This is a genomic window from Mycolicibacterium sp. SMGY-1XX, assembly GCF_059132455.1.
Genome location: NZ_CP101139.1, coordinates 222,416 through 247,528 on the forward strand (window position 1 = coordinate 222,416; position 25,113 = coordinate 247,528).

24 protein-coding genes are annotated in these 25,113 nt (G+C 67.8%); 17 read left to right on the top strand and 7 right to left on the bottom strand.

Annotated elements, in window-relative coordinates; genetic code table 11:
- Positions 1–14 precede the first annotated feature (14 nt).
- The 10 genes from NL241_RS01025 (at position 15) to NL241_RS01070 (ending at position 11,998) form a co-directional block, all read left to right on the top strand.
- The gene (locus NL241_RS01025) at positions 15–1,211 is read left to right on the top strand and encodes an acyl-CoA dehydrogenase family protein (RefSeq protein WP_494396529.1); all 1,197 of its coding nucleotides are present in this window, start codon (positions 15–17) and stop codon (positions 1,209–1,211) included.
- Positions 1,211–1,921 carry an HpcH/HpaI aldolase/citrate lyase family protein gene (locus NL241_RS01030; protein ID WP_494396530.1) on the top strand — a complete coding sequence of 237 codons (711 nt, stop codon included), beginning with the start codon at positions 1,211–1,213 and terminating at the stop codon, positions 1,919–1,921. The genes NL241_RS01025 and NL241_RS01030 overlap by 1 nt, the downstream gene beginning before the upstream one ends.
- Positions 1,918–3,549, top strand: a complete 1,632-nt coding sequence (locus NL241_RS01035; protein ID WP_494396531.1) for an ABC transporter substrate-binding protein — start codon at positions 1,918–1,920, stop codon at positions 3,547–3,549. The genes NL241_RS01030 and NL241_RS01035 overlap by 4 nt, the downstream gene beginning before the upstream one ends.
- A gap of 61 nt (positions 3,550–3,610) precedes the next feature.
- Complete coding sequence (locus tag NL241_RS01040; protein ID WP_487692275.1) at positions 3,611–5,254, top strand: ABC transporter substrate-binding protein; 1,644 nt, start codon at positions 3,611–3,613, stop codon at positions 5,252–5,254.
- Positions 5,251–6,216 carry an ABC transporter permease gene (locus NL241_RS01045; RefSeq protein ID WP_487692276.1) on the top strand — a complete coding sequence of 322 codons (966 nt, stop codon included), beginning with the start codon at positions 5,251–5,253 and terminating at the stop codon, positions 6,214–6,216. Before NL241_RS01040 ends, NL241_RS01045 begins: the two co-directional genes overlap by 4 nt.
- The gene (locus tag NL241_RS01050) at positions 6,213–7,118 is read left to right on the top strand and encodes an ABC transporter permease (RefSeq protein WP_494396532.1); all 906 of its coding nucleotides are present in this window, start codon (positions 6,213–6,215) and stop codon (positions 7,116–7,118) included. The genes NL241_RS01045 and NL241_RS01050 overlap by 4 nt, the downstream gene beginning before the upstream one ends.
- The gene (locus tag NL241_RS01055; RefSeq protein ID WP_494396533.1) at positions 7,115–8,716 is read left to right on the top strand and encodes a dipeptide ABC transporter ATP-binding protein; all 1,602 of its coding nucleotides are present in this window, start codon (positions 7,115–7,117) and stop codon (positions 8,714–8,716) included. The genes NL241_RS01050 and NL241_RS01055 overlap by 4 nt, the downstream gene beginning before the upstream one ends.
- Positions 8,713–9,840, top strand: a complete 1,128-nt coding sequence (locus NL241_RS01060) for an acyl-CoA dehydrogenase family protein (RefSeq protein WP_494396534.1) — start codon at positions 8,713–8,715, stop codon at positions 9,838–9,840. The genes NL241_RS01055 and NL241_RS01060 overlap by 4 nt, the downstream gene beginning before the upstream one ends.
- A 2-nt stretch (positions 9,841–9,842) precedes the next feature.
- Positions 9,843–10,718, top strand: coding sequence for an LLM class flavin-dependent oxidoreductase (locus tag NL241_RS01065; protein WP_494396535.1), 876 nt, complete (start codon positions 9,843–9,845; stop codon positions 10,716–10,718).
- Positions 10,718–11,998 carry an LLM class flavin-dependent oxidoreductase gene (locus tag NL241_RS01070; protein ID WP_494396536.1) on the top strand — a complete coding sequence of 427 codons (1,281 nt, stop codon included), beginning with the start codon at positions 10,718–10,720 and terminating at the stop codon, positions 11,996–11,998. The genes NL241_RS01065 and NL241_RS01070 overlap by 1 nt, the downstream gene beginning before the upstream one ends.
- Here NL241_RS01070 and NL241_RS01075 read toward each other — a convergent pair.
- Positions 11,995–13,020 carry a 1-aminocyclopropane-1-carboxylate deaminase gene (locus NL241_RS01075; protein WP_494396537.1) on the bottom strand — a complete coding sequence of 342 codons (1,026 nt, stop codon included), beginning with the start codon at positions 13,018–13,020 and terminating at the stop codon, positions 11,995–11,997. The genes NL241_RS01070 and NL241_RS01075 overlap by 4 nt on opposite strands.
- Positions 13,021–13,083: 63 nt before the next feature.
- On the opposite strand from NL241_RS01075, the gene NL241_RS01080 reads away from it, so the two are divergent.
- Entirely contained in the window at positions 13,084–13,719 is a 636-nt protein-coding gene (locus NL241_RS01080; protein WP_487692285.1) for a GntR family transcriptional regulator, read from the top strand.
- A gap of 12 nt (positions 13,720–13,731) precedes the next feature.
- Here the strand turns inward: NL241_RS01080 and NL241_RS01085 are convergent, their stop codons facing one another.
- Entirely contained in the window at positions 13,732–14,097 is a 366-nt protein-coding gene (locus tag NL241_RS01085) for a DUF1330 domain-containing protein (RefSeq protein ID WP_487692286.1), read from the bottom strand.
- 75 nt (positions 14,098–14,172) lie between these two features.
- Here NL241_RS01085 and NL241_RS01090 point away from each other — a divergent pair, with 75 nt between their 5' ends.
- On the top strand, positions 14,173–14,796 hold the full coding sequence (locus NL241_RS01090) for a TetR/AcrR family transcriptional regulator (RefSeq protein ID WP_487692287.1): 624 nt from the start codon (positions 14,173–14,175) through the stop codon (positions 14,794–14,796).
- 46 nt (positions 14,797–14,842) lie between these two features.
- Here the strand turns inward: NL241_RS01090 and NL241_RS01095 are convergent, their stop codons facing one another.
- The 4 genes from NL241_RS01095 to NL241_RS01110 form a co-directional block, all read right to left on the bottom strand.
- Complete coding sequence (locus tag NL241_RS01095; RefSeq protein WP_494396538.1) at positions 14,843–15,604, bottom strand: SDR family NAD(P)-dependent oxidoreductase; 762 nt, start codon at positions 15,602–15,604, stop codon at positions 14,843–14,845.
- On the bottom strand, positions 15,601–16,779 hold the full coding sequence (locus tag NL241_RS01100) for an acyl-CoA dehydrogenase family protein (protein WP_494396539.1): 1,179 nt from the start codon (positions 16,777–16,779) through the stop codon (positions 15,601–15,603). The genes NL241_RS01095 and NL241_RS01100 overlap by 4 nt, the downstream gene beginning before the upstream one ends.
- A complete protein-coding gene (locus NL241_RS01105; RefSeq protein ID WP_494398453.1) occupies positions 16,776–17,774 on the bottom strand; it encodes a phosphotransferase family protein in 999 nt (332 codons plus the stop codon). The genes NL241_RS01100 and NL241_RS01105 overlap by 4 nt, the downstream gene beginning before the upstream one ends.
- Before the next feature lie 72 nt (positions 17,775–17,846).
- Positions 17,847–18,182 carry a winged helix-turn-helix transcriptional regulator gene (locus NL241_RS01110; RefSeq protein WP_487692290.1) on the bottom strand — a complete coding sequence of 112 codons (336 nt, stop codon included), beginning with the start codon at positions 18,180–18,182 and terminating at the stop codon, positions 17,847–17,849.
- Between the two features lie 96 nt (positions 18,183–18,278).
- On the opposite strand from NL241_RS01110, the gene NL241_RS01115 reads away from it, so the two are divergent.
- Both NL241_RS01115 and NL241_RS01120 read left to right on the top strand, forming a co-directional pair.
- On the top strand, positions 18,279–19,121 hold the full coding sequence (locus tag NL241_RS01115) for an NAD(P)-dependent oxidoreductase (protein WP_494396540.1): 843 nt from the start codon (positions 18,279–18,281) through the stop codon (positions 19,119–19,121).
- The gene (locus tag NL241_RS01120) at positions 19,118–19,966 is read left to right on the top strand and encodes an NAD(P)-dependent oxidoreductase (RefSeq protein ID WP_494396541.1); all 849 of its coding nucleotides are present in this window, start codon (positions 19,118–19,120) and stop codon (positions 19,964–19,966) included. Before NL241_RS01115 ends, NL241_RS01120 begins: the two co-directional genes overlap by 4 nt.
- Here NL241_RS01120 and NL241_RS01125 read toward each other — a convergent pair.
- Entirely contained in the window at positions 19,950–20,609 is a 660-nt protein-coding gene (locus NL241_RS01125) for a TetR/AcrR family transcriptional regulator (protein WP_487692293.1), read from the bottom strand. The genes NL241_RS01120 and NL241_RS01125 overlap by 17 nt on opposite strands.
- A gap of 130 nt (positions 20,610–20,739) precedes the next feature.
- Between NL241_RS01125 and NL241_RS01130 the strand changes: the two genes are divergently transcribed.
- Genes NL241_RS01130 through NL241_RS01140 form a run of 3 tightly spaced genes read left to right on the top strand, consistent with a single transcriptional unit; the run spans position 20,740 to position 25,060 of the window.
- A complete protein-coding gene (locus NL241_RS01130; RefSeq protein ID WP_494396542.1) occupies positions 20,740–22,398 on the top strand; it encodes an amidohydrolase in 1,659 nt (552 codons plus the stop codon).
- Positions 22,395–23,876, top strand: coding sequence for an amino acid permease (locus NL241_RS01135; protein ID WP_494396543.1), 1,482 nt, complete (start codon positions 22,395–22,397; stop codon positions 23,874–23,876). Before NL241_RS01130 ends, NL241_RS01135 begins: the two co-directional genes overlap by 4 nt.
- Complete coding sequence (locus NL241_RS01140; protein WP_487692297.1) at positions 23,873–25,060, top strand: M24 family metallopeptidase; 1,188 nt, start codon at positions 23,873–23,875, stop codon at positions 25,058–25,060. The genes NL241_RS01135 and NL241_RS01140 overlap by 4 nt, the downstream gene beginning before the upstream one ends.
- Positions 25,061–25,113: the final 53 nt, after the last annotated feature.

Sequence of the window (25,113 nt, forward strand, 5' to 3'; positions counted from 1 at the left end):
CAGGAGCACTCCTCGTGACCTCGCTTGCCGCGCCCACCTCGGTGGCCGACCTGCGCGCCGCGGCCCGAACCGTCCTACCGGACATCGCCGCCGAAGCCGCTGACCGTGAACTGGTGCGCCGGATGCCCTACCCGGAGGTGCGGCGTCTTTTCGCAGAGGGTCTCGGAACCTGGCGGGTGCCAACCCGTTTCGGTGGGCCGAACTCGACGGTCGGCGAGCTGGTCAGGTTCGTGATCGACCTGGCCACCGCCGACGCCAACATCGCCCAGGCGGTGCGGTCCCACTTCGCCTTCGTCGAACAGCTGCGCCGGTCCACCAATGCCGAGCAGCAGCAACGGTGGTTCGCCCGCATCCTCGACGGTGACGTGTTCGGGCTGGCCAGCGGTGAGACGGGCGGCGTTCAGGGCCAGATGTCGACACGGGTCCGGCAGACCCCCGACGGGTGGCGGGTCAACGGGGTGAAGTACTACAGCACCGGCACGCTGTTCGCCGACTGGATCAACGTGCGGGTGGTCGACGAGGACGACCAACCGCGCGGTTTCGTCATCCCTGCCGACCGGGACGGTATCGAGCGCATCGATGACTGGGACGGTGTCGGACAACGACTGACCGCCAGCGGCACAACACGTTTCACCGACGTGGTGGTGCATGACGACGAGTTCGTCACCGTCGACCCGCAAGTCGGCGCGCGGCCGCCCATCTCGCCGTTCTTCCAGATCTTCCTGGCGTCCGTGGAGGTCGGTATCGGCCGCAACGCGCTGGCGGACGCGGTGGCATACGCCCGCAACAAAGCCCGGCCCATCAAACACAGCGGCGTCGAGCGCTCGGTCGACGACCCCTATGTCCGGTTGGCGGTCGGCGAGACCGCGGCACGCGTGTATGCCGCGGAGTCGGCGGTCCTGCGCGCCGCCGAGACCATCGATCTCGTCGATGACACCGAAAACGGTTCGCCGGCCGAGCAGGAAGCCCTGTTGGAAGCCAGCGTCACCGTCGCCCGAGCCCAGTTCTTCGCCATCGAGGCCGCACTCAAAGCCGGCGAGCAACTCTTCGACGTCGGTGGCGCCTCCGCCGCGGCCCGCCGCCACAACCTCGACCGGCACTGGCGCAACGCGCGCACCGTGGCCAGCCACAATCCACGGGCCTATAAGGCCAGCGTGGTGGGCGCCTACCTCCTCGACGATATCGAACCTCCTACCTCGGGATTCTTCTGATGACTGCACAATTCGATCCAGCCGCCGTCCGCTCGTACTTCTACGTTCCCGCCGGAGACGAAGACCTGGTGGCCGCCGCGTTCGACAACGACGCCGACGCCGTGGTGTTCTGCCTCGAAGACCTCACCCCGGCCGAGCGCAAGGATGCCGGCCGCAAGCTGGTCGCTGACGTGATAACAACGACACCACCCAAGCCCGTCCTGGTGCGCATCAACGCCGTCGGCACCGGTCACCTGGACGCCGATCTCGATGCCATCGTCGGCCCCGGGTTGTCAGCGATCCGGGTGGCCAAGTCGGTCCGCGCCGACGAAGTGCGCACCGTGGCAAAAGAACTCGACCGACGCCGCGCCGCCGCCGGGATCGTGCACGTGATCGGGCTGCAGGTGATGGTCGAGACCGCCGCCGGGGTGCTGGCCGTCGCCGAGTTGGCGCAAGCCGATCACCTGGTCGGATCGATCGGCCTCGGCGAGGGTGACCTCAAGAAGGATCTGGGCACCGCCACCGACGAGGGCCTGTTCACCTCCCGGGCGCAGGTGGTCCTCGCCGCGCGGGCCGCGGGCCTGCCGGGCCCGGTGCAGGTGACGTTCCCCAAGGGCGGCAACGAGGATGCCCTGCGCGCCTCCACCGAACTGGGCCGCAGCCTGGGGTACTCCTCGCGCACTCTGCTCAACCCCGCCCACGTGCCCGTCGTCAACGAGATCTACGGATGATGCGTACCCGAGGTGTGCCGGCAGCGATCGCGGTGGCGGTGCTGGCCTCTGGGTGCGTCGGGTCTGCTTCGAATACCGGCCAGCAGAACCAGGATCCGGTGCGCGGCGGAACGCTGCGGTACGCGGTGGCGTCGTACCCGCAATGTATCGATGCAGCCCTGCGTGCCCGACTGTTCAGCGGGCCCGAGCAGTACGTGGAAACGTTGACCGATCAGGACCCCGAGGGGCGGATCGTCCCGCGCCTGGCGAAGTCCTGGGAGATCACCGACGGTGGCCGCACCTTCACGTTCGCGCTGCGCGATGACGTCACCTTCTCCGACGGCACGCCGCTGACGGCCGAGGTGGTGCGCGCCAATCTGGATGCACTGGTGGCTCTTTCGGAGGACGGCCACACCGACACTCCGGTCAACAGCGCGCTGGGCAGCTACCTGGGTTCGGACATCGTCGACGAACACACCGTGCGGGTGCGGTTCGAACTGCCCGAACTCGGCTTCCTGCGCAACGCCAGTGACCCGTACCTGGGCATCTACTCGGCGGCCACCGCCGCCTCGTCCTACGAGGACCGCTGCGACGGAAAGCTGGTCGGCTCAGGGCCGTTCGTCATCAAAGAGGTGGTCCGCAACCAGCGCGTGGTCCTGGAGCGTCGCCCCGACTACAACTGGGCCCCCGAGGACGTCTCCGAGCACCAGGGGGAGGCGTACCTGGACAGCATCGAGTTTCAGGTGGTGCCGGAATCCGGCGTGCGTGTCGGTGGCCTGCAGTCCGGTCAGTTCGACGTCATCGACGAAGTGCCTGCCACCGACCAGGAAGCGCTCAAGGCCGGCGGGGCCGAGGTGGTGTTCGGCACCATCCCGAACCTGAACCCGGGCATCTACCACAACCCGTACAGCCCGCTGGGTGCCGATATCGCGCTGCGACAGGCGATTTCCAAAGCCATCAACCGCGAGGAGATCCGCGACACGCTGTACAGCCCGGATTACCCGGTGCCGACGGGTCTGGTGGCCGCCTCCACGCCGCTGTTCACCGATCAGTCCGGCGAGCTGGCCTACCACCCCGACGAAGCGGAAGCGCTGCTGGAGGCCGACGGCTGGGTGCTGCAACCCGACGGCGTGCGGGCCCGTGACGGGGTGCGCCTGGAGCCGAAGCTCACCTATGTGGCCGGTAGCAGCCGCGGGGCCACCCAGCAGGATCTCGAGCTGATCCAACAGCAACTCAAGGGTGTCGGTATCGCCTTGCAGCTGGTTCCCACCACGGCGGCCGAGGAGTCGGCCAACCTCAACAGTGTCGGTAAAAGCGGCGTGGCCGCGCCTCCTTACGACTTCTCCTCCGGCGCGGGCCTGAGCAAGGACATCGACTTCCTGATCGGGCTGTTCCGCTCCACCAACCGGCGCCTCGGCAATTTCCCCGACCCGGAACTCGAAAAGCAGATCGACGCACTCGATTTCGCCGAGAACGACGAGCAGCGGGCCGCGGCGGCGGAGGCGCTGCAGCGGTTCCTCATCGACAGGGCTGACTGGATCCCGGTGCGCGAAGCCACCCGGGTGTTCGCCACCGCCTCCAACGTGCACGGCTACCGCGTCGACCCCTACGGCGAGAGCGTCTTCTACGACGCCTGGATCGGCCGATGATGCCGCGATGTCAGCGCTGAACGCGTCCCCTCCCACACCCCCTCGACGAAAAGACACCACCATGAACACATCTCGTACCCTCGGCGCCGTCGCAGTGCTCGGCGCCGCCGCCCTGACCCTGTCCGCGTGCTCCGGTTCAGGCTCAGGAGGCGCATCGGAGCCGGCCGGTGACCCCGTCTCCGGTGGCACCCTGACCTACGCGCTGTCCGAATGGCCCAAATGTGTCGACCCGGCGCTGCGGGCCCGCGGCCTGTCGGCCCCCGAGCAGTTCGCCGACCGGCTCACCGATCAGGACCGCGAGACCGGCGACGTCATTCCGCGGCTGGCGGAAAGCTGGGACATCGCCCCCGGTGCGAAGTCCTTCACGCTGCACCTGCGCCAAGGGGTGACCTTCTCCGACGGCACCCCGCTGACCGCCGATCTGGTCAAGGCCAACCTGGACAACCTCAAGGAGATCACCGAGAGCGGCCAGGCCGAAACCCAGATCATCAGCGCGCTCAACACCTATCAGGGCGCGACGGTGGTGGACCCGCAAACGGTGCGGGTGGACTTCACCGAACCGGAGCTCGGTTTCCTGCGTAACCTGTCCGACCCGTACTTCTCCATCTACGCGCCGAGCACCCTGGAGTCCTCGCTGGAGGACCGCTGCGCCGGCAAGAACCTGGTGGGCAGTGGACCGTTCGTCATCTCCGAGGTGGTCAACCAGCAGCGCATCACACTCGACAAGCGTGACGACTACAACTGGCCCACCGCCGGCGTCACCGACCACGACGGTGCGGCTTATCTCGACCAGATCGTCTTCGAGGTGGTGCCCGAGTCCGGCGTCCGCGTCGGCGGCCTGGCCTCCGGGCAGTTCGACATCATCGACGACGTACCGGTGGTCGACCAGGACAGCGTGACCGCCCAGGGCGCGGAGATCCTGACGGGTGTCACCCCCAATCTCGTCCCGGGACTGCGGCAGAATCCGCTGAGCCCGCTCGGCGGTGATCTCGTGGTGCGGCAGGCCATCCAGAAGTCGATCGACCGCACCGAGATCCGCGACACCCTGTTCTCCGACCGGTACAACGTGCCCACCAGCGCCATCGCCGCCAATACTCCGCTGTGGCAGGACAAGTCGGAGTACCTGCAGTATCAGCCCGACGAGGCGCAGAAGTTGCTGGCCGACAACGGCTGGGTCAAGGGCGCCGACGGTGTGTGGGCCAAGGACGGGTTGCGGCTGGCGCCCAAGATCATGATCATCAGCGGCTCCAGCCAGGGCGCCACGCAGCAGGAGCTGGAACTGATCCAGCAGCAGCTCAACAAGGTCGGCATCGCGGCGGAGATCCTGCCGGTCACCCAGGCCGAGTACACCGCGCTGATGAAGAACAAAGCCGACGGGGGTTACGACTTCCTGACCGGGTACGGACCGGCCAAAGACGTCGACTTCCTGGTCGGACTTTTCCTGCCCACCAATCCCGCGCTGGCCGGATCGGATCAAGCGGACCTGACCGCGGCGGCCACCGACCTCAACGTCGCGTCCACCGACGAGGATCGCGCGGCGGCGGCCGGGGCACTGCAGGAGAAGCTGGTGCGTGACGGCTACTGGATCCCGGTGCGCGAGCAGACCAAGGCAGTGGGCGTGGCACCGAATGTGCACGGCGTCGCCATCGATCCCTACGGGGCGACCGTCCTCTACGACACCTGGCGAACGGACGACGGCTCATGAGTCGCTACCTGCTGCGCAGGGCCGCCCAGGGAGTGTTCGTGCTCTGGGCGGCGTTCACGCTGACCTTCGTCATCCTGTACCTGCTGCCCAGTGACCCCGTCGAGATCATGCTCAGCGCCGGCGGTGACCAGGTGGCCGTCGATCCCGCTGTGGTGGAGGCGCTTCGGGCCGAACACCACATGGATCAGCCGGTGCACCTGCAGTATCTGCACACCCTGGCCGACGCGCTGCGCGGTGACTTCGGGACGTCGGTGCCCACCAACGAGAAGGTCACCACCTTGATCGCCGAGGCGCTGCCGCAGACGCTGCAGCTGGCGGCGCTGGCGTTCGTGCTGTCGGTGCTCGCCGGCGGGACGCTGGCCCTGTTGGCGACGTTCACCCAGATCCGCCCGGTGCGGCAGTTCCTGCTGTCGCTTCCGCCGGTGGGCGTCTCGGTACCGACGTTCTGGATCGGTTTGCTTCTGCTGCAGGTCTTCTCGTTCGGCACGGGTTGGTTCCCCGCCACCGGCAACAAGGGGTTCGCGTCGCTGGTGCTGCCCGCGGTCACCCTGGCGGTACCCACCGCGGCGGTCTTCGCCCAGTTGCTCGCCAAGACACTGACGGCCACCTGGGCGCAGCCCTACATCGACACGGCCATCGCGAAGGGTGTGCCGCGCTGGCAGATCCAGCTGCGCCACGCGTTGCGCAACGCGGCCATCCCGGTGCTGACCATCGTCGGCATCACGGTGGGCAACCTGTTGGCCGGCGCGGTGGTGGTCGAGACGGTGTTCAGTCGCCACGGCATCGGCCGCCTGACGGAGCAGGCCGTGGCAGCGCAGGACATCCCCATGCTGCTGGGCCTGGTGGTACTGGCGGCCGCGATCTTCGTGGTGGTCAACCTCCTGGTTGACGTCATCTACCCGCTGCTGGACCCGCGGATCGCCCGCGTGCGGCCCGTCACGGTCGGCGGTGAGAGCTCATGACGCTGCTCGATGTCACCATCGGCGCCGACGAGCTGGTGGACGCCGACTCCCGCGTCCGGGTGCGTACCCGCGGGGAGAAGTGGCGCCGGCCCGTCGTCACGCTGCTGCGCCGTCCCGGCCTGTTGTTGTCGGTGCTGTTCCTGCTCCTGGTGGTGGGCTGGGCGCTGTTTCCGGAACTGTTCGCCGGGCGTGACCCGCTGACCGGGGTTCCCAAGGACAAACTGCACGCCCCGGGCGCCGAATACCTGTTCGGCACCGACCATCTGGGCCGTGACGTGTTCTCCCGCGTGGTGCACGGCACGGCCCTGTCCCTGCAGGCCACCGCGATCGCGGTGGCCGTCGGTCTGGTGGCCGGTTCGGCCATCGGCGTGTTGTCCGGTTTCGCCGGTGGACGTGTCGACGACGTCATCATGCGGTTGGTCGATGTGCTGCTGTCGATCCCCGGGCTGCTGCTGTCGCTGGCCGTGGTTACCGCACTGGGTTTCGGCACCGTCAACGTTGCCATCGCGGTGGGGGTGGCGTCGGTGGCCAGCTTCGCACGGTTGATGCGTTCGGATGTGTTGCGCACCAGGACCCAGACCTTCATCGAGGCGGCCTCGGTGTGCGGTGTCCGCAAGTGGACGATCCTGTGGCGACACGTGTTGCCGCACTCCCTCGGATCGGTGCTGGTGTTGGCGGCACTGGAATTCGGGGCGGCCATCCTGGCGGTGTCGTCGCTGAGCTTCCTCGGATTCGGTGCTCCGCCACCGGCTCCGGAATGGGGCTCACTGGTGGCCGAAGGCCGCAACTACCTGGTGACCGCATGGTGGCTGACCACCCTGCCCGGCCTGGTGATCGCACTGGCGGTGCTCTCGGCCAACCGGATCAGCCGCGCCCTGGACAGTGACGGCCTGGTGCGATGAGCCTCCTGCAACTCAAGGGCCTGCACGTCGGCTACCACGGGCACGGCGTCGAAGTGGACGCGGTGCGCGGCGTCGACCTCGACATCGCCCCCGGTGAAGTGGTCGCACTCGTCGGCGAATCGGGATCCGGGAAATCGACTACCGCGCATTCGATCATCGGCCTGCTACCGGCAACCGGCAGGGTGACCGCAGGCTCCATCGGATTCGACGGCCGCGACATCACCCGGCTGCGGGGACGCGCATTGCGCACCATCCGTGGCGCCGAGATCGGCTTCATTCCCCAGGATCCGAACCTGGCCCTCAACCCGGTCAAGCGGGTCGGCGAGCAGGTCGCCGAAGCACTGCGGGTGCACGGTCTGGCCGGGCGCACCGAAGCCGCTGAGCTGGCCATCGAGATCCTGGACCGGGCCGGGCTCACCCACCCGAAAGCCCGTGCGCGCCAGTATCCGCACGAGCTGTCCGGTGGTATGAAGCAGCGGGTGCTGATCGGCATCGCGCTGGCGTGCCGGCCCAAACTCGTCATCGCCGACGAACCCACCAGCGCCTTGGACGTCACCGTGCAGAAACGGGTGCTCGACCACCTGGCGCAGCTCACCGCCGAGGACAACACGGCGGTGCTGTTGATCACCCATGACCTCGGCGTGGCCGCGGACCGGGCCAACCGGGTGGTGGTGATGCGCCACGGCGCCGTCGTCGAATCCGCACCCACCGCGCAACTGCTGAGCGCGCCCACCGAGGCGTACACCAAGAAACTGCTGGCCGCCGCGCCCAGCCTGACCGGGGCGTCGTTGGTCGGTGGCCGCCCGGCCCAGACCACGAGCCTGCTGCATCTGGAGAACATCACCAAGCGGTTCCCGCTGCCGGGCAGCAAAGAGGCCGTCACCGCCGTCGACGATGTCTCCATCACCGTGCACCGTGGACGCACGTTCAGCCTTATCGGCGAATCCGGTTCGGGGAAGTCGACTCTGGCGCGCATCGCCATGCGCCTGGAAGAGCCGACCGCCGGCCGGGTGTGGTTCGATGGCGCCGACATCACCACCACCCAGGGCAGTGCGTTGCGGGAGTTGCGCCGCCGGGTGCAGCTGGTGTACCAGAACCCGTACTCGTCACTGGATCCACGGCTGCGTATCGATGAGGTGATCGCAGAACCGTTGCGGGCGTTCAAGATCGGTGACCGGGCAGCCCAGGCCAAACGCGCCGCTGAACTGCTGGACCAGGTGGCGCTGCCGGCCGGCACCGCAGAGCGCAGGGCGGCCGAGCTGTCGGGTGGTCAACGGCAACGGGTGGCGATCGCGCGGGCGTTGGCGCTGCGGCCGGAGCTGCTGGTGCTCGACGAGCCGGTGTCGGCGTTGGATGTGTCGGTGCAGGACCAGATCCTGCGGCTGCTGGTGCAGCTGCAGCAGGAGCTCGACCTGGGCTATCTGTTCATCTCGCACGATTTTGCCGTGGTGCAACAGATCTCCGACGAGATCGGGGTGCTGCGCCGCGGTGAACTGGTGGAGCAGGGACCCACCGCGCAGATCTTCGGGGCACCGGCCCATGAGTACACGCGCGAACTGATCACCGCGGTGCCCGGTACCACGGTGGCCCCACGATGACGACGCTGACCGCCCGCCAGGTCCGTGATGCGATCGCGGCCCGCGCCGCCGCGGATTGGGACTCCGGTTTCCAGCCGGAGAACTTCACCGATCTGCGCTCCAGTGACTTGCCCGAGCTGACGGTGCCCACCCGGTTCGGGGGGCCGGGTGGGGACATCGCGGCGGCCTCGGCCGCGGTGCGGGAGGTCGCGGCGGGGGACGCGGCCACCGGCCTGGTGCTGGCCATGCACTACATCCACACCATGCGGCTGTTCTCGGTCAACGGATCCGACGCGGTGGCCAAGCTCGCCGCCCGCATCCTCGCCGCCCGGGAACTCGTGGCATTGGCCGCCAGCGAGCAACTCAGCGGGGCACCCAGCCGGGGCGCGCCCATCAAGACGGTGGCCTCCCGTGACGCCGACGGGGGCTGGCGGCTCGACGGTGCGAAGACCTACGCCACGGGTGCGCGCGCTGCGGGAACCATCGTGATCGTCGCCCGGTCGAACGAATGGGAAGGCAAGGGCCACTTCCTTGTTCCGCAACCGGCGGACGGTCTCACGGTGGTGGAGACCTGGGCGGCGGCCGGTCTGCGCGGCTCCGACAGCCAGGATCTGCGGCTCGACGGTGTACGTGTCGAGGCTGATGCATTGGTGGAGAACATCGGCGCCGACGGGCGCACCGTGGACTCTACGCAGCCGATCTGGTGGCCGCTGATGCTGGCTTCGGTACACCTGGGTGTCGCCGAGGCCGCCCGTGCCGAAGCGCTGCACTTCAGTGCCGGACCGCGCACCGACGGAGCGCCTGGTGCGCTCAAGGACACCACCCGGATCAGGGACCGCGCCGCCCAGGCGGAACTCGAACTCCTGAGTGCGCGAGCACTTCTCGATGACGCCGTGCGTCGTGTGCAGGCGGGGGAGATCACACCGGCGCACGCCGCTGCCACCAAGGTGCTGGTGCATCGCCACGCCAGCGCCGTCGTCGATCACTGCGGCCAACTGATCGGCGCCGCGTCGATGCGGCTCAGTTCGCCGCTGCAGCGCTACTACCGCGACCTGCGGGTGGCGCTGCACAATCCACCCGCCGAGGACACCGTGCTGGCCTGGCTTGCCGCCGATGTCCTGGGCCCGATCGAGAACCACGAGTAGCCATGCCATTACATCTGCTGTTGCAGCCTGAGCCCGAGCCCGGCGACCGAGATCTGTCGTGGCTTCATCGCGCGGTGCACGCCGCCGAGGACGGCATCTTCGATGCGGTGCTGGCACCACTGCCCAGCGCGGCGGTTCCCGCTGAACCGTCCACGCTGCTGGCGAACCTGGTGGCGCGTACCACCGACATCGGACTGGTAGCCCCGGTCTCGGCGCAGTACGTCGCCCCCTACAACCAGGCCCGCATGCTCAACACGCTGGACAACCTCTCGGTGGGGCGGGCCGGGTGGCGGCTGGTCACGCCCGCCGAGGATTCACCGGCCGCACTTCACCCGCCGACAAGCGCTGAGGCACAACGCGAATCACGTGCCGCGGAGTTCATCGCGGTGCTGCACGAACTCTGGGAGAGCTGGGCCCCCGACGCCGTGGTGGCCGATACCGAATCCGGGGTGTACGTCGACTTCGACCGGCTGCATCCGATCAACCATGCCGGTGCGTTCTTCCGGGTGGCCGGGCCGCTGAACCTGCCCCGCAGCCCGCAACTGCATCCGCCGCTGTTCGTCAGCGTCGACTCGCCGGCCTCGGCGGAGCTCGCCCGAGCCCGCGCCGACGTCGCGATCATCGGGGCCGGCACCGACCGCGACACCGTGGCCGGTGTGCCCGTCGTGCTGCGTGATCTGGCGCCGGGAATCATCGATGTCTCGGCCGGTGAGGCGGCTGACGGCGTGGTGCTGCACCTGACCGCCTCCGAGACCGAGCGGTTCGTCGCCGACGTGCTGCCGCGGCTGCGCGAGCGTGGAGGGGTCCGCGACCGGTACGAAACATCCACCCTGCGCGGTCATCTCGGGTTGGCCGCTGTCGTTGCTGGAGCGCTGTGATGAGCCCCCGTATGCATCTGAACCTCAATCTGCGCGGAATCGGCTTCCACCGCGCGGCGTGGCGGCACTCCACCGCCCAGCCCACCGAGGTCTCCCTTCTGCCGTACTACACGCGGATCGTGCAGGCCGCCGAGAAGGCCAAGCTGGACGCGGTGTTCCTCGCCGACAGCCCCAAGGTGTACAGCGACCGCGAGCCACTGGCGATGAGCAACGAACCGCTGACGCTGTTGGCCGCGCTCGCCGCGCAGACCAGCCACATCGGACTGATCGGCACCGTCTCCACCACCTACAACGACCCCTATGAGGTCGCACTGCGATTCGCGTCGCTGGACCACCTCTCCGGCGGCCGGGCCGGCATGAACTTCGTGACGTCCTCCGGTGACCCGATGGCCCGCAACTTCGGCTACGACAGCCATCCCGATTTCGAGTTGCGCTACGAACGGGCCTCGGAGTTCGTCGACGTCGTGCTGGCACTGTGGTCCGGCGAGCACGTCGTCCACCACGGCAGGTTCTTCGACATCGACGGCCGGCTCCCGATTCCGCCGTCGCCGCAGGGCTTTCCGGTGCTGGTCCAGGCCGGCGCCTCCGACCGGGGCCGCGATATGGCGGCGCTGCGGGCCGAGGCGGTGTACACGGGTTCGTCGACGATTCCGAACGGCCGGGAGTTCTATGACGATGTGAAGGCCCGCCTGGCGAAATTCGGCCGCTCACCGCACTCGGCGAAGATCCTGCCCGGTGTGGTGCCCTATATCGGGTCCACAGAGGCCGAAGGCAAAGCACTGGAAGCCGAGCTCGAGGAGCTGGCCACCAAGAACGTCGACGTCGTCGGCCAGCTCGGCGACGAGCTCGGAGTCGACTTCACCGTCTACGATCTCGACGGTCCGTTCCCGATGGAGGCGTTCCCGGCGCCCACCGAGTTCAAGGGCGGGCAGAGCCGGCTGAACCGGCTGCGCACCTGGGTGCAGCAGGAGAACCTGACCATCCGCGAACTGGCGACCAAGGTGGAGAAGGGCCTCAACAACGTGCACTGGACCACCGCCGGATCCGCCGAACAGATCGCCGACGAGTTGGAGAGCTGGTTCCGCGCCGGCGCGGCCGACGGCTTCAACATCCTGGTGCCGTTACATCCCAAGGGCACCTTGGATTTCACCGAGCAGGTGGTGCCGATCCTGCAGCAGCGCGGGCTGTTCCGCACCGAGTACGACGGCACCACGTTGAGTCACCACTTCGGCCTCGTCCCCGAACTGCGTCCGAGCGCGCAGCCGGTTTCGGCCCCCTAGGCGAACACCCCGGAGTACGCGTTGAGCGCCGGCTGGCCGCCGAGATGGGCGTAGAGGACGGTGGAGTCCTTGCCGATGGTGCCGTCGGTGACCAGATCGATCAGCCCGGCCATCGACTTGCCTTCGTACACCGGGTCGATGATCATGCCTTCGAGCCGGCCGGTCAGCTTGATCGCCTCGACGGTGGACTGCACCGGGATGCCGTAGAGGTCGCCGGCCCAGCCCTCCAGCACGGTGATCTCCTCGTCACGCAGGTCGCGGTCCAGCCCGATGAGCGAGGCGGTGTGCCGGGCGATCCGGGCCACCTGCGCGCGGGTCTTCTCCAGCGTTGCCGAGGCGTCGATACCGAGCACCCGCCGCGGCCGGTCCTGCCCGGCGAAACCGGCGATCATGCCCGCGTGCGTAGAGCCGGTCACGGTGCACACGATGATGGTGTCGAAGAAGAGTCCCAGCTCGGCTTCCTGCTGCTGCACCTCGTAGGCCCAGTTAGCGAAACCGAGGCCGCCGAGGTGGTGTTCGGAGGCGCCGGCCGGGATCGGGTACGGCTTGCCACCGGCCTCTTCGACTTCCCGGATGGCCGCTTCCCAAGACGAGCGGATGCCGATGTCGAAGCCGGCCGCGTCCAGTCGCACGTCGGCGCCCATGATCCGCGACAGCAGGATGTTCCCGACCTTCTCATCCAACGCGGCGGCGTTTCCGGGCATGTCGGGCCAGTCCACCCACTTCTCCTGCACCAGCCGGGCCTTCAACCCCAGCTTGGCGGCGACGGCTGCGACCTGGCGGGTGTGGTTGCTCTGATAGCCACCGATGGAGACCAGCGTGTCCGCGCCGGAGGCCAGGATGTCCGGAACGATGTACTCCAGTTTGCGGGTCTTGTTGCCACCGAACGCCAGCCCGGAGTTGCAGTCTTCGCGTTTGGCCCAGATGCGGGCACCGCCCAGGTGATCGCTGAGGCGCTCCAGTGGATGGACCGGGCTCGGGCCGAACGTGAGCGGGTAGCGCGGGAAGTCTTCGATAGCCACGGAATGCAATATATCGCAGTAGCTGAGTTGACAACATCGCAGGCAGCGGGTTCACCATGTTGCATGCCGGTGCCCCAGACAGCAGCCCCCAAACGCCAGCTCCTGCGCGACGACGCCTTCACCGCCATCCGGGCGGCCATCGTGGACGGAACACTGCAGCCGGAGGAGAGGCTCGTCGATTCCGAGCTCAGTGCCTGGCTCGGGGTGAGTCGGACGCCGATCCGCGAGGCGCTGGCCCGGCTCGAGGCCGCCGGTCTGGTGCAGACCCGGCCCGGGCGGTTCACCATGGTCAGTCCGCTGGATGTGCGGAGCATGAAAGAGGCCCAGGCGGTGGCCGCGGCCATGCACGAACTGGCGGTCCGCGAAGCCGTGCCGGCCATGTCGGCCGAGCACATCGCCGCCATGCGACTGGCCAACGAACGGTTCGCGCTGGCGCTGCGTGCCGAGGACGTCGACGGGGCCATCGCCGCCGACGACGTGTTCCACGGCGTGGCCATTGATCTCTATGCCAACTCCGCTGTGCGGGCGGTGCTCGATCAGTACACCCCGCTGCTGCGCCGGATGGAGCGGGTGCGGTTCTCGTCGCTGGTCGGCCGGGCGTCCGTGGACCAGCATGCGCGCATCGCCGATCTGGCCGAGCAGGGCGATGCCGAGGGTGCCGCGCGGGAGGCGCGGTTGAATTGGCTCACCCTGCAATGAGATTCAACTCGGTCACAGCGCGGGTCGGGTCGGCTGCAGCACGGTGGCGGCCACGGCTTCGGCACGCAGGTGCTCGAAGCGCTGATAGTCGGGATCGTTGACCATCTCGACGAAGTGCTTCCGGCTCGGGTAGCTCACCAGGGCCACCATGTCCCAGTCGGGCCCGTCCACGGTGGCCAGCGGGACACCGCCGGCGCCCGCGTAGACGATGGTGACGCCGTATCGCTCACTGACGCCGGTGCTGTTGAACTGTTCGATGTACTGCATGTAGGTCTCGGCGCCACCGGGGACGAAGCGCAGGAGATTGAGCATCACCACTGGGCCGTCGGGATCCTCGTCGACGAAGCGCTGCAGCAGTGTTGGTTCCAGGGATGTCATGTTCTTCCTCACTCACTTACTTGCTGTATGACACGCAACTGTAGCAGGCGGGCTCCGGCACCGGGAGGTGGAAATATGTCCGCCATGGAAAGTCAGGGCCGGCGCACCCAGGCGCAACGCCGCGCCACCACCCGGCAGCGGGTGCTCGACGCCGCGACGGCTCTGGTCGCGGCGCAGGGAACGCGCGCGGTGTCGCTGGCGGCCGTGGGCGAGGCAGCCGGGTACAGCCGCGGCATCGTCAACCACCACTTCGGCACGAAAGTCGGTCTGCTGGAAGCGCTCATCGAACACGTGGCCCAGTTCGACGCGCCCAGCGACGCCCCCACCGGGCTGGAGCGGTTACTGCAGTTCGTTCGGGCGTACCTGGGCGGAATGCGGGAGCGAACACCCCGCTCGGAGGCGTTCTTACAGCTCTGGGCCGAATCTGCCGGGACCGAGCCGTCGTTGGCGCCGCTGTTCGCCGAACGTGATGCGTGGTTTCAGGGTGTACTGGCCCAGCACATCCGCGATGGCGTGGCAGACGGGTCCATCCGCGGCGACGTGCACCCGGACAACGCGGCGCTGGCGATCATCGGTCAGTTGCGGGGAACCGCGATGCTGGCGTTCTCGTCTGCCCGGCACGTTGCGGCCGCCGACCTGACCGCCGAGGTGGTCCGGTTCGTCGAGCGCGGCCTCGGCGACCGACCTAGGCCTGTGTAGCTCGGCCCGCTCTCCCCGGCTCGCCGTCGCCGCCTCGGCGACCGACCTAGTTGATGGTCAATCCGCCGTCGACAGTGATGGTCTGCCCCGTGACATAACCACCGGCGGGCGAGGCCAGCCACACCGCGGTGGCGGCGAGTTCGGCGGGCTCGCCGGTGCGGCCCAGGACCACCCTGGGCATCTGGGTGTCGAGGTAACCCGGCTTGTACTCGTCGGTCATCTCGGTCTTGAAGAAACCGGGGGCCAGCGCGTTGACGCGAATTCCCTTGCGGGAACCCCATTGCTGCGCCAGATCGCGGGTCAGGCCGATGACGGCGGCTTTCGAGGAGGCGTACGCCGCCTGCGGCAACCCGGCGGTGGTGATGCCGAGGATGCTGGCGATGTTGATCACCGAGCTGCCCGGCTGCATCACGCGCCCGCAGGCCTGCGCCATCCAGTAGGAACCGTGCAGGTTGATGTCGACGACCCTGCGGAATTCGTCGGGGCTCTCGCGGGTGGCGGGTACGGCGGTGCCGACTCCGGCGTTGTTGATCAACACGTCGACACGGCCGAACTCGGCCACCGTCGCGTCGACGAGGGCCTGGCACGCGTCGGGATCGGCCACATCGGTACCGACGGCCAACGCCCGGTGCCCGGCCGCCTCCACCAAAGCGGCTGTGTCAGCCAGTCTTTCCACGCGGCGAGCGCCCAGGGCCACGTCGGCACCGGCCTCGGCGAACGCCTGCGCGAACGCCACGCCGAGCCCCGACGAGGCGCCGGTGACGATGACGACCTTGCCGTCGAGTCGGAACGAATCCAGCACGGTCATCGCGGGCTCCTCAAGGCCTGGCGGGCGATTGCATACTTGTGCACTTCGGTCGGCCCGTCGTAGAGCCGGAAGGCGCGAATGTCGGAGAAGATGGCGCCGACCGGTGTCTCGTCGGAAATGCCGATGCCGCCGAGGATCTGGACGCACCGGTCGGCCACCTTGAACAGCTCTTCGGAGACAAGGGACTTCACCATCGACGACTCGTGGCGGCCCTTGGCGCCCTGGTCGAGGGTCCAGCAGGCCCACCAGATCGCCAATCGGCATTGCTGTAGGGCGATCTCGTTGTCGGCGATCATGAACCCGACGCCTTGGTGATCACCCAGTGGTTTGCCGAAAGCCGTTCGGGTGCGGGCATGTTCGACGGAGATGGAGTGCGCGCGTGAGGCCGCGCCGAGCCACCGCATGCAGTGCGTCAGCCGGGCCGGGGCCAGCCGCAGCTGGGCATACCGGAACGCGTCGCCGACCTCACCCAGCACGGCCGAAGCCGGCAGCCGCAGGTCGTTGAACACCACCACGCCGTGGCCTTCGACGTAGTTGCGGTCCATCGTGTCCATGATGCGTTCGATCTCGATGCCCGGGGTGTCACCCTCGCACAGGAACAGCGTGGGCCCTTCTGCGCCAAACGAATTGGGCGCCACCCGCGCCATGATGATCCACGTGCGGGCGCCGCTGGCCCCGGTGATCAGCCACTTGCGGCCGTTGATCACGTAATCGGTGCCGTCGAACACGGCCTCGGTGGCCAGCTGATTCGGATCGGATCCGGCACCCTCGGGTTCGGTCATGGCGAACACCGACCGCTGCCGGCCGTCGACCACCGGAACCAGGAACTGCTCGGTCTGCGCCGGATTCGCGATCTTCGACAGCAGGAACATGTTGCCCTCGTCCGGGGCAGCACAGTTCAGTGCGATCGGGCCCAGCGTTGACCAGCCGGCCGCTTCGAACAGCACCGCCTGCTCGACGTGCGAGGGCTCTCGACCGCCCAATGCGCGGGGCGCCTGGAATGTCAACAGGCCGGCCTCTCGTGCCAGTCCGACCAGCTCGGTACGGAGATCCTCGTTGGGACCGTGGCGGGTGACGCGCGGGTCGGTCTCGTACGGCACGATCTTGTCGACGACGAAGGCACGGATCTCGTCGCGCAGCGCGGCGAGGTCGTCGGGAATCTCGAAGTCGATCACAGGGCTCCATCCATGAACGTGTGGGCACGGTCGAACAATCGCAGTGTCGCGGTGTGCAGCAGATCGCCGATGTCCTTGGGCGCCAAGCCCGCACAGGCACGAGCGTGGGTGCCTTCGAGGATGATGCCCAGCTTGAAACACGCCATCGCGGCGTACCAGTTGATGTCGGAGAGGTCGCGGGTGGTGTTGCGGCCGTAGCGTTCGACGATCTCCGCCGGGGTGGCCAGGCCGCCGGCCTTCATCAGCGCGTGGTCCAGCACCTCGTTCTCCCCGGGCAGGTGCCAGGTGGCCATCATCCAGCCGAGGTCCAGCAGTGGGTCGCCGATGGTGCACATCTCCCAGTCCACGATGGCCACCACCTCGGGGCCGGTGCGGGAGAACATGACATTGGCCGCGTGGTAGTCGCCGTGCATGATGCCCGGTTGCCACTGCTTGGGCTGGTGCTCCTGCAGCCAGCCCGAAACCTCGCCGACGCCGGGGATCTCGGGGCCTGCGTAGTGGTCGAAATTGCTGTAGGACTCCAGTTCGGAGAGCCAGCGCGGCACTTGGCGCTCCAGGAATCCGTCGGGCTTCCCGAAATCGGACAGCCCCACCTGTTCATGGTCGACGGCACCGAGCTTGGCCAGCGCGTCGGCCATCGACAGGCCCATCTGGTGGCGGATCTGCGCATCACCGGCATGCAGGTCGGGCAGTTCGGCGCCGGCGTTGAAGCCCTCGATCGGCTCCATCAGATAGAACACCGCATCACCGAGCACGTTGGTGTCCTCGCACACGGCGATCAGCCGCGGATGCGGGACGTCGGTGCCGGCCAGGGCCTGTAGCACCTTCGTCTCGCGCAGGATCACCTTGTTGCTGACCGGCCGCAGATGCAGCGGCCCGCGGCGGAACACATAGGGCCGGCCGGAGCGCTCGAACCGCAGCATGACGTTCTGCGTTCCGCCGGTGATCGCGGTGACGTTCTCCAGCGGGCCGTCACCGAGTCCGCGGTCGGACATCCACGGGGCCAGCGCGTCGGGGGCATCCACGATCGTGAACCTACCGTACGGTTGGTTGGGGAGGGGAGGTGGTCAGGACACCGCCCGGCACACCAGGTCGATGTGCTTGGCCGCCCACGCGCCCAGGGGGTCGAGGGCGGCCAGCAGTTCCTCGCCCGCGGGGGTCATCGAGTACTCCACCCGGGGCGGCACCTCGTGGTAGCTCTCGCGGTGCACGACGCCGTGCGCCTGCAGCTCCTTGAGGTGCTGGGTGAGCATCTTCTGCGAGATGCCGACGAGGTTGCGGTGCAACGTGTTGAACCGCACCGGCCCGTCTTTGAGCTCCCACAGGATCAGCGGCTTCCACTTTCCGCCCACCACCGCCATCGCGGCGTCGAGTTCACAGGTGAACTGGCCAAGCGTCGTCATGTCGCCCCTTGTCAGCGTTAATAGTTCCGTGCAAGTAAGTACCCCACTATTTAGTGGGTACTTGTCGAAATCACTGCGTCCCAACACGATGAAACCATGACTGACATCGCTTTTCTGGGTCTCGGTGAGATGGGTTCGGCGCTGGCTCGCACCGCCGTCGCCGCCGGGCATCGGGTCACCGTCTGGAACCGCACCCCGGATCGGGCGGCACCGTTCGAGAATGCGGCCGGCAGCCCCGCCGAGGCGGTGGCCGCAGCGCACCTGGTGATCGCCTGTCTCTTCGACGCCGCCTCGGTGCACGACGTCCTGGACCCGGTGGCGGGCACCCTGAGCGGCAAGGCGCTGATCAACCTGACCACCACCTCACCCGACGGAGCCCGTGAGCTCGGACGCTGGGCGTCCACCCACGGCGTCGACTACCTGGACGGCGGCATCATGGCGGTCCCGGCGATGATCGGTTCACCTGCGGCCTCGGTGCTCTACAGCGGGTCGAACGCCGTGTTCGACGAGCATCGCAGTCTGCTCGAATCCTGGGGTTCTGCAGAATATTTCGGCGACGACGCCGGGATGGCGTCGCTCTACGACCTGGCGCTGCTGGCCGGGATGTACGTGATGTTCGCGGGGTTCTTCCACGGCGCGGCGATGGTGGGGGCGGCGGGGGTGCCTGCGGGCGAGTTCGCCCGCCGGGCGACGCCGTGGCTGCGGGCGATGGCGGGTTCGCTCGGTGAGTACGCCGACGTGATCGACACCCGTGACTACGGCCGGCCCGGCCAGCAGAGCCTCGAGTTCTCCGATCTGACCGACATTCTCGACGCAACGCGTTCGCAGGGCGTCAGTACCGAACTCGTGGACGTGGTGCAGGGATTCATCCACCGCCAGATCGAGGCCGGCCACGGCAAGGACGGCTTCGCCCGCGTCATCGAGAGCATCCGCGCATGAACGTCACGGTGATCGGGCTGGGGCCGATGGGTCAGGCGTTGACGACGGCACTGCTGGACAACGACCACGGGGTGACGGTGTGGAACCGTACCGCCGAACGGGCGAGCAACGTCCTGCAACGTGGCGCGACATGGGCCGAGACGCCCGCGGCGGCGGTCGCGGCCTCCGATCTGACATTGATCAACGTCGTCGACAACACGGTGGTCGACACCATCATCGGCGACGCCGGGAGTGCCGTCGCCGGACGGGTGATCGTCGGGCTGGCGTCCGACACTCCTGAAAAGGCGTACCGCACAAGCAGATTGGTAACAGCGCTCGGTGGTCGCTATCTCGACGGCGCGATCATGACGCCCATCGACACCATCGGCAGTCCCGGTGCGAGCATCCTGTTCGCCGGTGACCGCGACCTGTATGACGGGAACCGATTGGTGTTCGACGCCCTGGGTACCGCCACCTGGCTCGGCGGCAGCGTTGCGCTGGCCGCCGGATACGACATGGCGCTGCTGGACCTGTTCTGGACGGCCACGGCCGGCTTCCTGCACGCGGTCGAACTCGCACAACACGCGGGCATCGAACCCAAGGATTTCCTACCACCTGCGCTGGGCATCGTGGGCATCCTGCCGGCGGTCTTCACCGATGCCGCCGAACGCATCGCCGATGACCGGCACGAGCAGGCCACCTCGTCGTTGACGTCGATCGCCAATTCGCTGCGGCACCTCTTCGCGGCGTCGGAGGCCGCGGGGCTGGACGCCGCTGCGCTCGGTGCCTTCGCTCGGCATGTCGACCGCGCGATCGCCGCCGGGCACGGTGCTCACGAGGTCACCGCGATCACGCACCGTCGCTGACACCCGCCCGCTGATCGCTTCGGAGGCCTTCGAGGCGGGTGCGGAATCCTGTCATCAGGGTCTCGAGGCCGAGTTCGAAGGTCCGGCGGGCTCGGGCCTCGTCGAAGGAGTCGCGGCCGAGCAACGACTGCAGCACGGGATAGTCCCCCTCGGCGGGCTGGACCATCTCGACCGGTGCGATCAGGTCCAGTACCGAACCCAGCACAAAGCTCTCCACGACGGTGAACATCGGGATGATCTCGGGCCGCGGCCAGCCGGCTGCCAGCAGTGCCTTCGCCACCACCTCGTACTGGGACACGAGTTCCGGGGCCTGCACCGGGCTGGTGGCCAGCAGCGGGATGGTTTCGGGATGCCGGACGAACGCGGCGGCATAAGAACGGGCCCATTCGGCCAGTGCGACATCCCACGGTTCGGTGTCGAAGGCACTGCAATCGATCAGTGAAACCACTCGGGAGCGCACCCGCTCGATGATGTGCTGCTTGCTCGGGACGTGGCTGTAGATGGAGGGGGTCTGGACGCCGAGCCGTTGGGCCAGCTTGCCGAGAGTGAACGTGCCCCGGGGGTCGTCTCGCATGATGTCCAACGCGGTATCGACGATGCGATCCTCCGTCAGATGCGCCCGAACCTTCTTCGGCGCGGCCATCGGCGTCCTTCCACGTCTGTCCAGCGGACTTTCACGCTAGCACCACGGTGAAACAGCCAATCCATTTCCTAACACTGCTAGCTTTCCCTAACTCTGCTAGCTTTCCCTAATCACGTTAGGAAGCTGCTCGGTGCAGCGCGAGATCGGCGACGGAGTTCAGGTGGGCGAGCGGCAGGTTCTGGTCGGTGGACGACTGTGGAACGGCGACCGATTGGTCCCGGGCAGCCTCACCATCGAGGACGGCGTCATCGAAAGCGTTGCCTTCACCACGGCGCGAGACCAGGGCGACGTGAACGTCGTCGATCTCGCGGGGGCGGCCGTCTTTCCGGGGTTCGTCGATGCGCATGCGCATCCCCTGATCGGGGGCCTCGAACTCGCCGGAGTGCCGCTGCGTCACGCCCGGACGGTGCAAGAAGCCGTCGCCGCGGTCGCTGATTTCGCTCGAGAGCACCCCGAGCTGCCCTGGATCGTCGGAGAGGGATTCGATCTCAGCATCGACCGCAGCGGCAACTACCTGGCCTCCGACCTCGATGCCGTGGTGCCCCACCGGCCCGTCGCGCTTCGGTCCAGCGATATCCACACGGTGTGGTGCAACTCCGCTGCCCTGAGCGCCGCAGGGATCACCCAAGGCACGCCACCGCCCGTCGACGGTGTGATCGAGCGTGACTCCGACGGCCGGCCGTCGGGGACGTTACGGGAGTGGGGGGCTTTCCTGCCGGTGCTGCGGGCTCTGCCGCGACCGAGCGTCGAGGAGGCCGCCGAAGCGCTGATGCGTGGATTGCAGGAACTCCGCGCGGTGGGGGTGACGTCGGCCCAGGACGCCTGGGTGGAGGTCGACGACGTCCCCAGCTATCTGATGGCTGCCCGGCGAGGCCTCCCGGTCCGGCTCAACCTGGCGTTCCGTGCCGATCCCGAGACGTGGCGCGAACAGGTCGACCGGTTCGCGGCCGCTCGCAGTGAGATTGCCGCCGCCGGTGAGGAACTGCTGCGTGCCAACACAGTGAAGTTCTTCGCCGACGGAATCATCGAAGGGGGCACTGCGCACGTCAAGGAGCCGTATCGCGCTACCTCGTGTTGTGGCCTCCCGGCGTGGCAGGCGCCGGAACTGAGCGAGGCCGCGGCTGCCTTCGACCGAGCGGGCTTCCAGTTACACATCCACGCGATCGGCGATGCCGCCGTGGAAAGTGCGGTCTCGGCGATCGCGCGTGCCGCGCACAGAAACGGGCCCAGGGCACGGCGCCCCGTCATCGCGCACGCACAACTGGTCGACCAACCCGAGATCGACGCGCTGCGGGCTCACGACGTCACCGTGGCGATCCAACCCTATTGGGCCAAGCTGGATTCGGTGGTGAAGCACCTGACCAACACCAGGCTCGACCCGGCGCGGGTGCAACGGCAGTATCCGTTTCGCACGCTGGCCGATCACGGAGTCCGGATCGCGTCATCGAGCGACTACCCGATCACCACGCCGAGTCCGCTCAAGGCGATCGGGGTGGCGATGTCGCGGCACGAGCACGGCGACGACGCGAGCGGATGGTTGCCCGCCGAACAACTCGATCTGGCTGTCGCCGTGCGGGCGGCCACCGAAGGCTCGGCCTACACGCAGTTCGCAGACCACGATCGAGGCCGCCTCGCCGCGGGATTCCGGGCCGATCTCGCCGTGGTCTCCGGCCTGTCGGACCAGCCCACGGCAGCCGAACTGATCTCGGCGACCGTGACCGCCAGCTGGCTCGGGGGCCGTGAAACCCTGCGCCGCAACGACTCAGGCAACCAACGAGGAGAGAGATGACAACTGACGCACCGGGCGAAGCGCCGCCCACCGACGACGACGCGACCGGTGAGATGAAACGTGAGTTCACGCTCTGGTCGGCATTCTCACTCGCGTTTGTCTTCATCTCACCGATCGTCGCGATGTACGGCATCTTCGGGCTCGGGCTCCAGTCGATCGGACCCGGGTTCTGGTGGGGGTGGGTGGTGACGCTCCTGGGACAGCTGACGGTCGCGGTCGCGCTGGGTGTTCTCGCGTCTCGGTGGCCGCTGGCCGGTGGTGTCTACCAGTGGTCACGGCGGCTGGTGGGGATGAAATACGGCTGGTTCGCGGGTTGGGCGTACACCTGGGCGCTACTGATCGCCCTGAGCTCGGTGTCCTACAGCGGCGCGGTGTTCATCGCGATCCTGCTGGGAGTCGATGCCGGGTCGCCGCTCGCACTCACCGTCATCGCCGTCGTTTTGCTGCTGGTCACCACGGCAGTCAATGCAGCCGGCCGCACTGTCGTCAAAGTCGTTGCCACTGCCTGCATCGCGGCCGAGGTCATCGGATCGGTGGGAGTCGCCGTGTACCTGCTGATCGCCGGGCGGCAACAGACCCCGGGGGTGCTCTTCGAAGGACTGGCCGCCGAGCCGGGCACCCCGTTCATGATGACGCCGTTCGTGCTCACGGTGGCGCTGGCCGGCTGGTCGTTCCTGGGCTTCGAGAGTGCCAGCAGCATCGCCGAAGAGGTCAAGAATCCGAAACGCGCTGTGCCGCTGGCCATTGTGTTCTCCTTGCTCGGTGTCGGGTTGGTGATCCTGCTGACCAGCTTCGCGATCATCCTGGCCATCCCGGATGTCGACGCGCTGCTCGCGACGTCCGACGGTGATCCGATCATCACGGTGTTGGCCGCGCACCTGCCCCCCGCCGCGGTGCAGGGCATCCTGGTGCTGTTCGCTGTCGCCTTCCTGGCCAGCCTGGTCGGTATCCAAGCTGCGGCATCCCGGCTCATCTGGGCCAACGCGCGCGAGAACGAATTACCCTTCGCCACCTGGCTCAAACGGCTCTCCGGTCGCGGCAGGTTGCCGGTCAACGCCATCCTGGTGACAGGGGTGGTGTCGGTCCTGATGTTCGTGCCACTGCAGAACGGGCACATCAGCACACTGTTGGTGGCGTTCACCACGGTCGGGTTCTACGCCGCGTTCACCTTCCCCGTTCTCGGGCTCGCCATCGCGCGGATGCGAGGGAGCTGGCGCCCTGAGGAACCACTGTTCCTCGGCCGCTTCGGGCTTGCGGTCGCGTGGGTGGCGCTGGTGTGGCTGGCCCTGGAGATCGTCAACGTGCTCTGGCCCCGGGAGGCGGCAGAGTTGTGGATCGTGAACTTCGCACCGCTGATCGCCACCGCCGGAATCGGTGTCCTGGGCGTGGTGGTGTTCCGGTGCTCACCGATCGGCCGGGGGACGGTCCCGTCCGAAAGTCCTTCTACGACAACCAATGGATCGGAGCGGCAGGCATGACACACGACCTCTACCGGTGGCCCGAGTATGACGCGGCGGAACTGCACCGGGCCCGTTTCGACAGGGTCGCGGCGGTCATGCGCGAGGAGGCGGTGGATACGCTTCTGCTCACGGGTCCCGACCACATTCGGTACGCCAGCGATTTCCGCGCACACCTGACCAACGAGTCCGAATGGTTCGCTGTCCTGGTTGGCTCCGACGGCTCGGCGGAGGTGTTCCTGCCGTATATCGACGAGGTGATCTCGCAGCCGTACCCGGCGCAGCCGTGGATCGTGCGGGCGCACCCGGTGCCGTCCTGGGCGGCGGCCTCGGCGAACCCGCAGACGTGGGTGCGCATCGTCGCGGCGGTTCTCGCCGCGCGCGGCGCGCACGGGGCGGTCGGCGTCGATGCGGTGGACCCTGGGCTGCTGGACGGGCTGCGAGAATCATTACCGCAGCTGGCATTTCGTCCGATGTCAACGGCGCTGCACCGGCTTCGGCGGGACAAGCTGCCGGTCGAGCTGCTCCTGCTCGAGGCAGCGTCGCGGGTCAATACCGGGGCTATGGAAGCAGCACTGGCGGCGGCGCACGTCGGCGGAACGGATCACGATGTGCTGGCGGCGGCCATGGCATTCCAGCAGTCAGCGGGCGTGGAGTTCGTGACGCACTCGGTGTGCAACCTCCGAAACGGCAGCGGTGATTGGTTCGCCGCGGGCCGGCGCTTCCACGAAGGAGACCCCTTCTTCTTCGACATCGGCTGTTACGGCGTCGGCGGGTATGCCTCCGATGCCGCCCGCACCGGCTTCGTGGGTGAGCCGCGGCGCGAGATCCGCACGGCGTACGAACATCTGTGTCATGCGCACGAACTGGTGCAGTCCCTGGCGAAACCGGGTGTCCGTGCATCAGTGCTCCTGGCCGAAGCCAATCGTTACCTGCGCAGCCAGGGACTTCGGGGCACCCCGTACGCGATCGGGCACGGCGTGGGCTTGCGGATCTGCGAACTGCCCACGTTGTTCACCGCAGGCCTGATGGATGACGACGTCATCCTCAGGCAGGGTGAGGTGATTGCACTCGAACCGGAGGTGACGGTGACGGTCGACGGCGTCGAGACGGTGCTGAAGGTCGAGGACAACTTCGTGGTGGAGGCAGCCGGCCTGCGTCGTCTCACCGAAACTCCTGACGCCCTGGAATTCGTGACCAGGTAGGCGAGGACCAGCGCGGGAATCTCGCGCTTCCAGTTGACGGGTGACGCACAGCA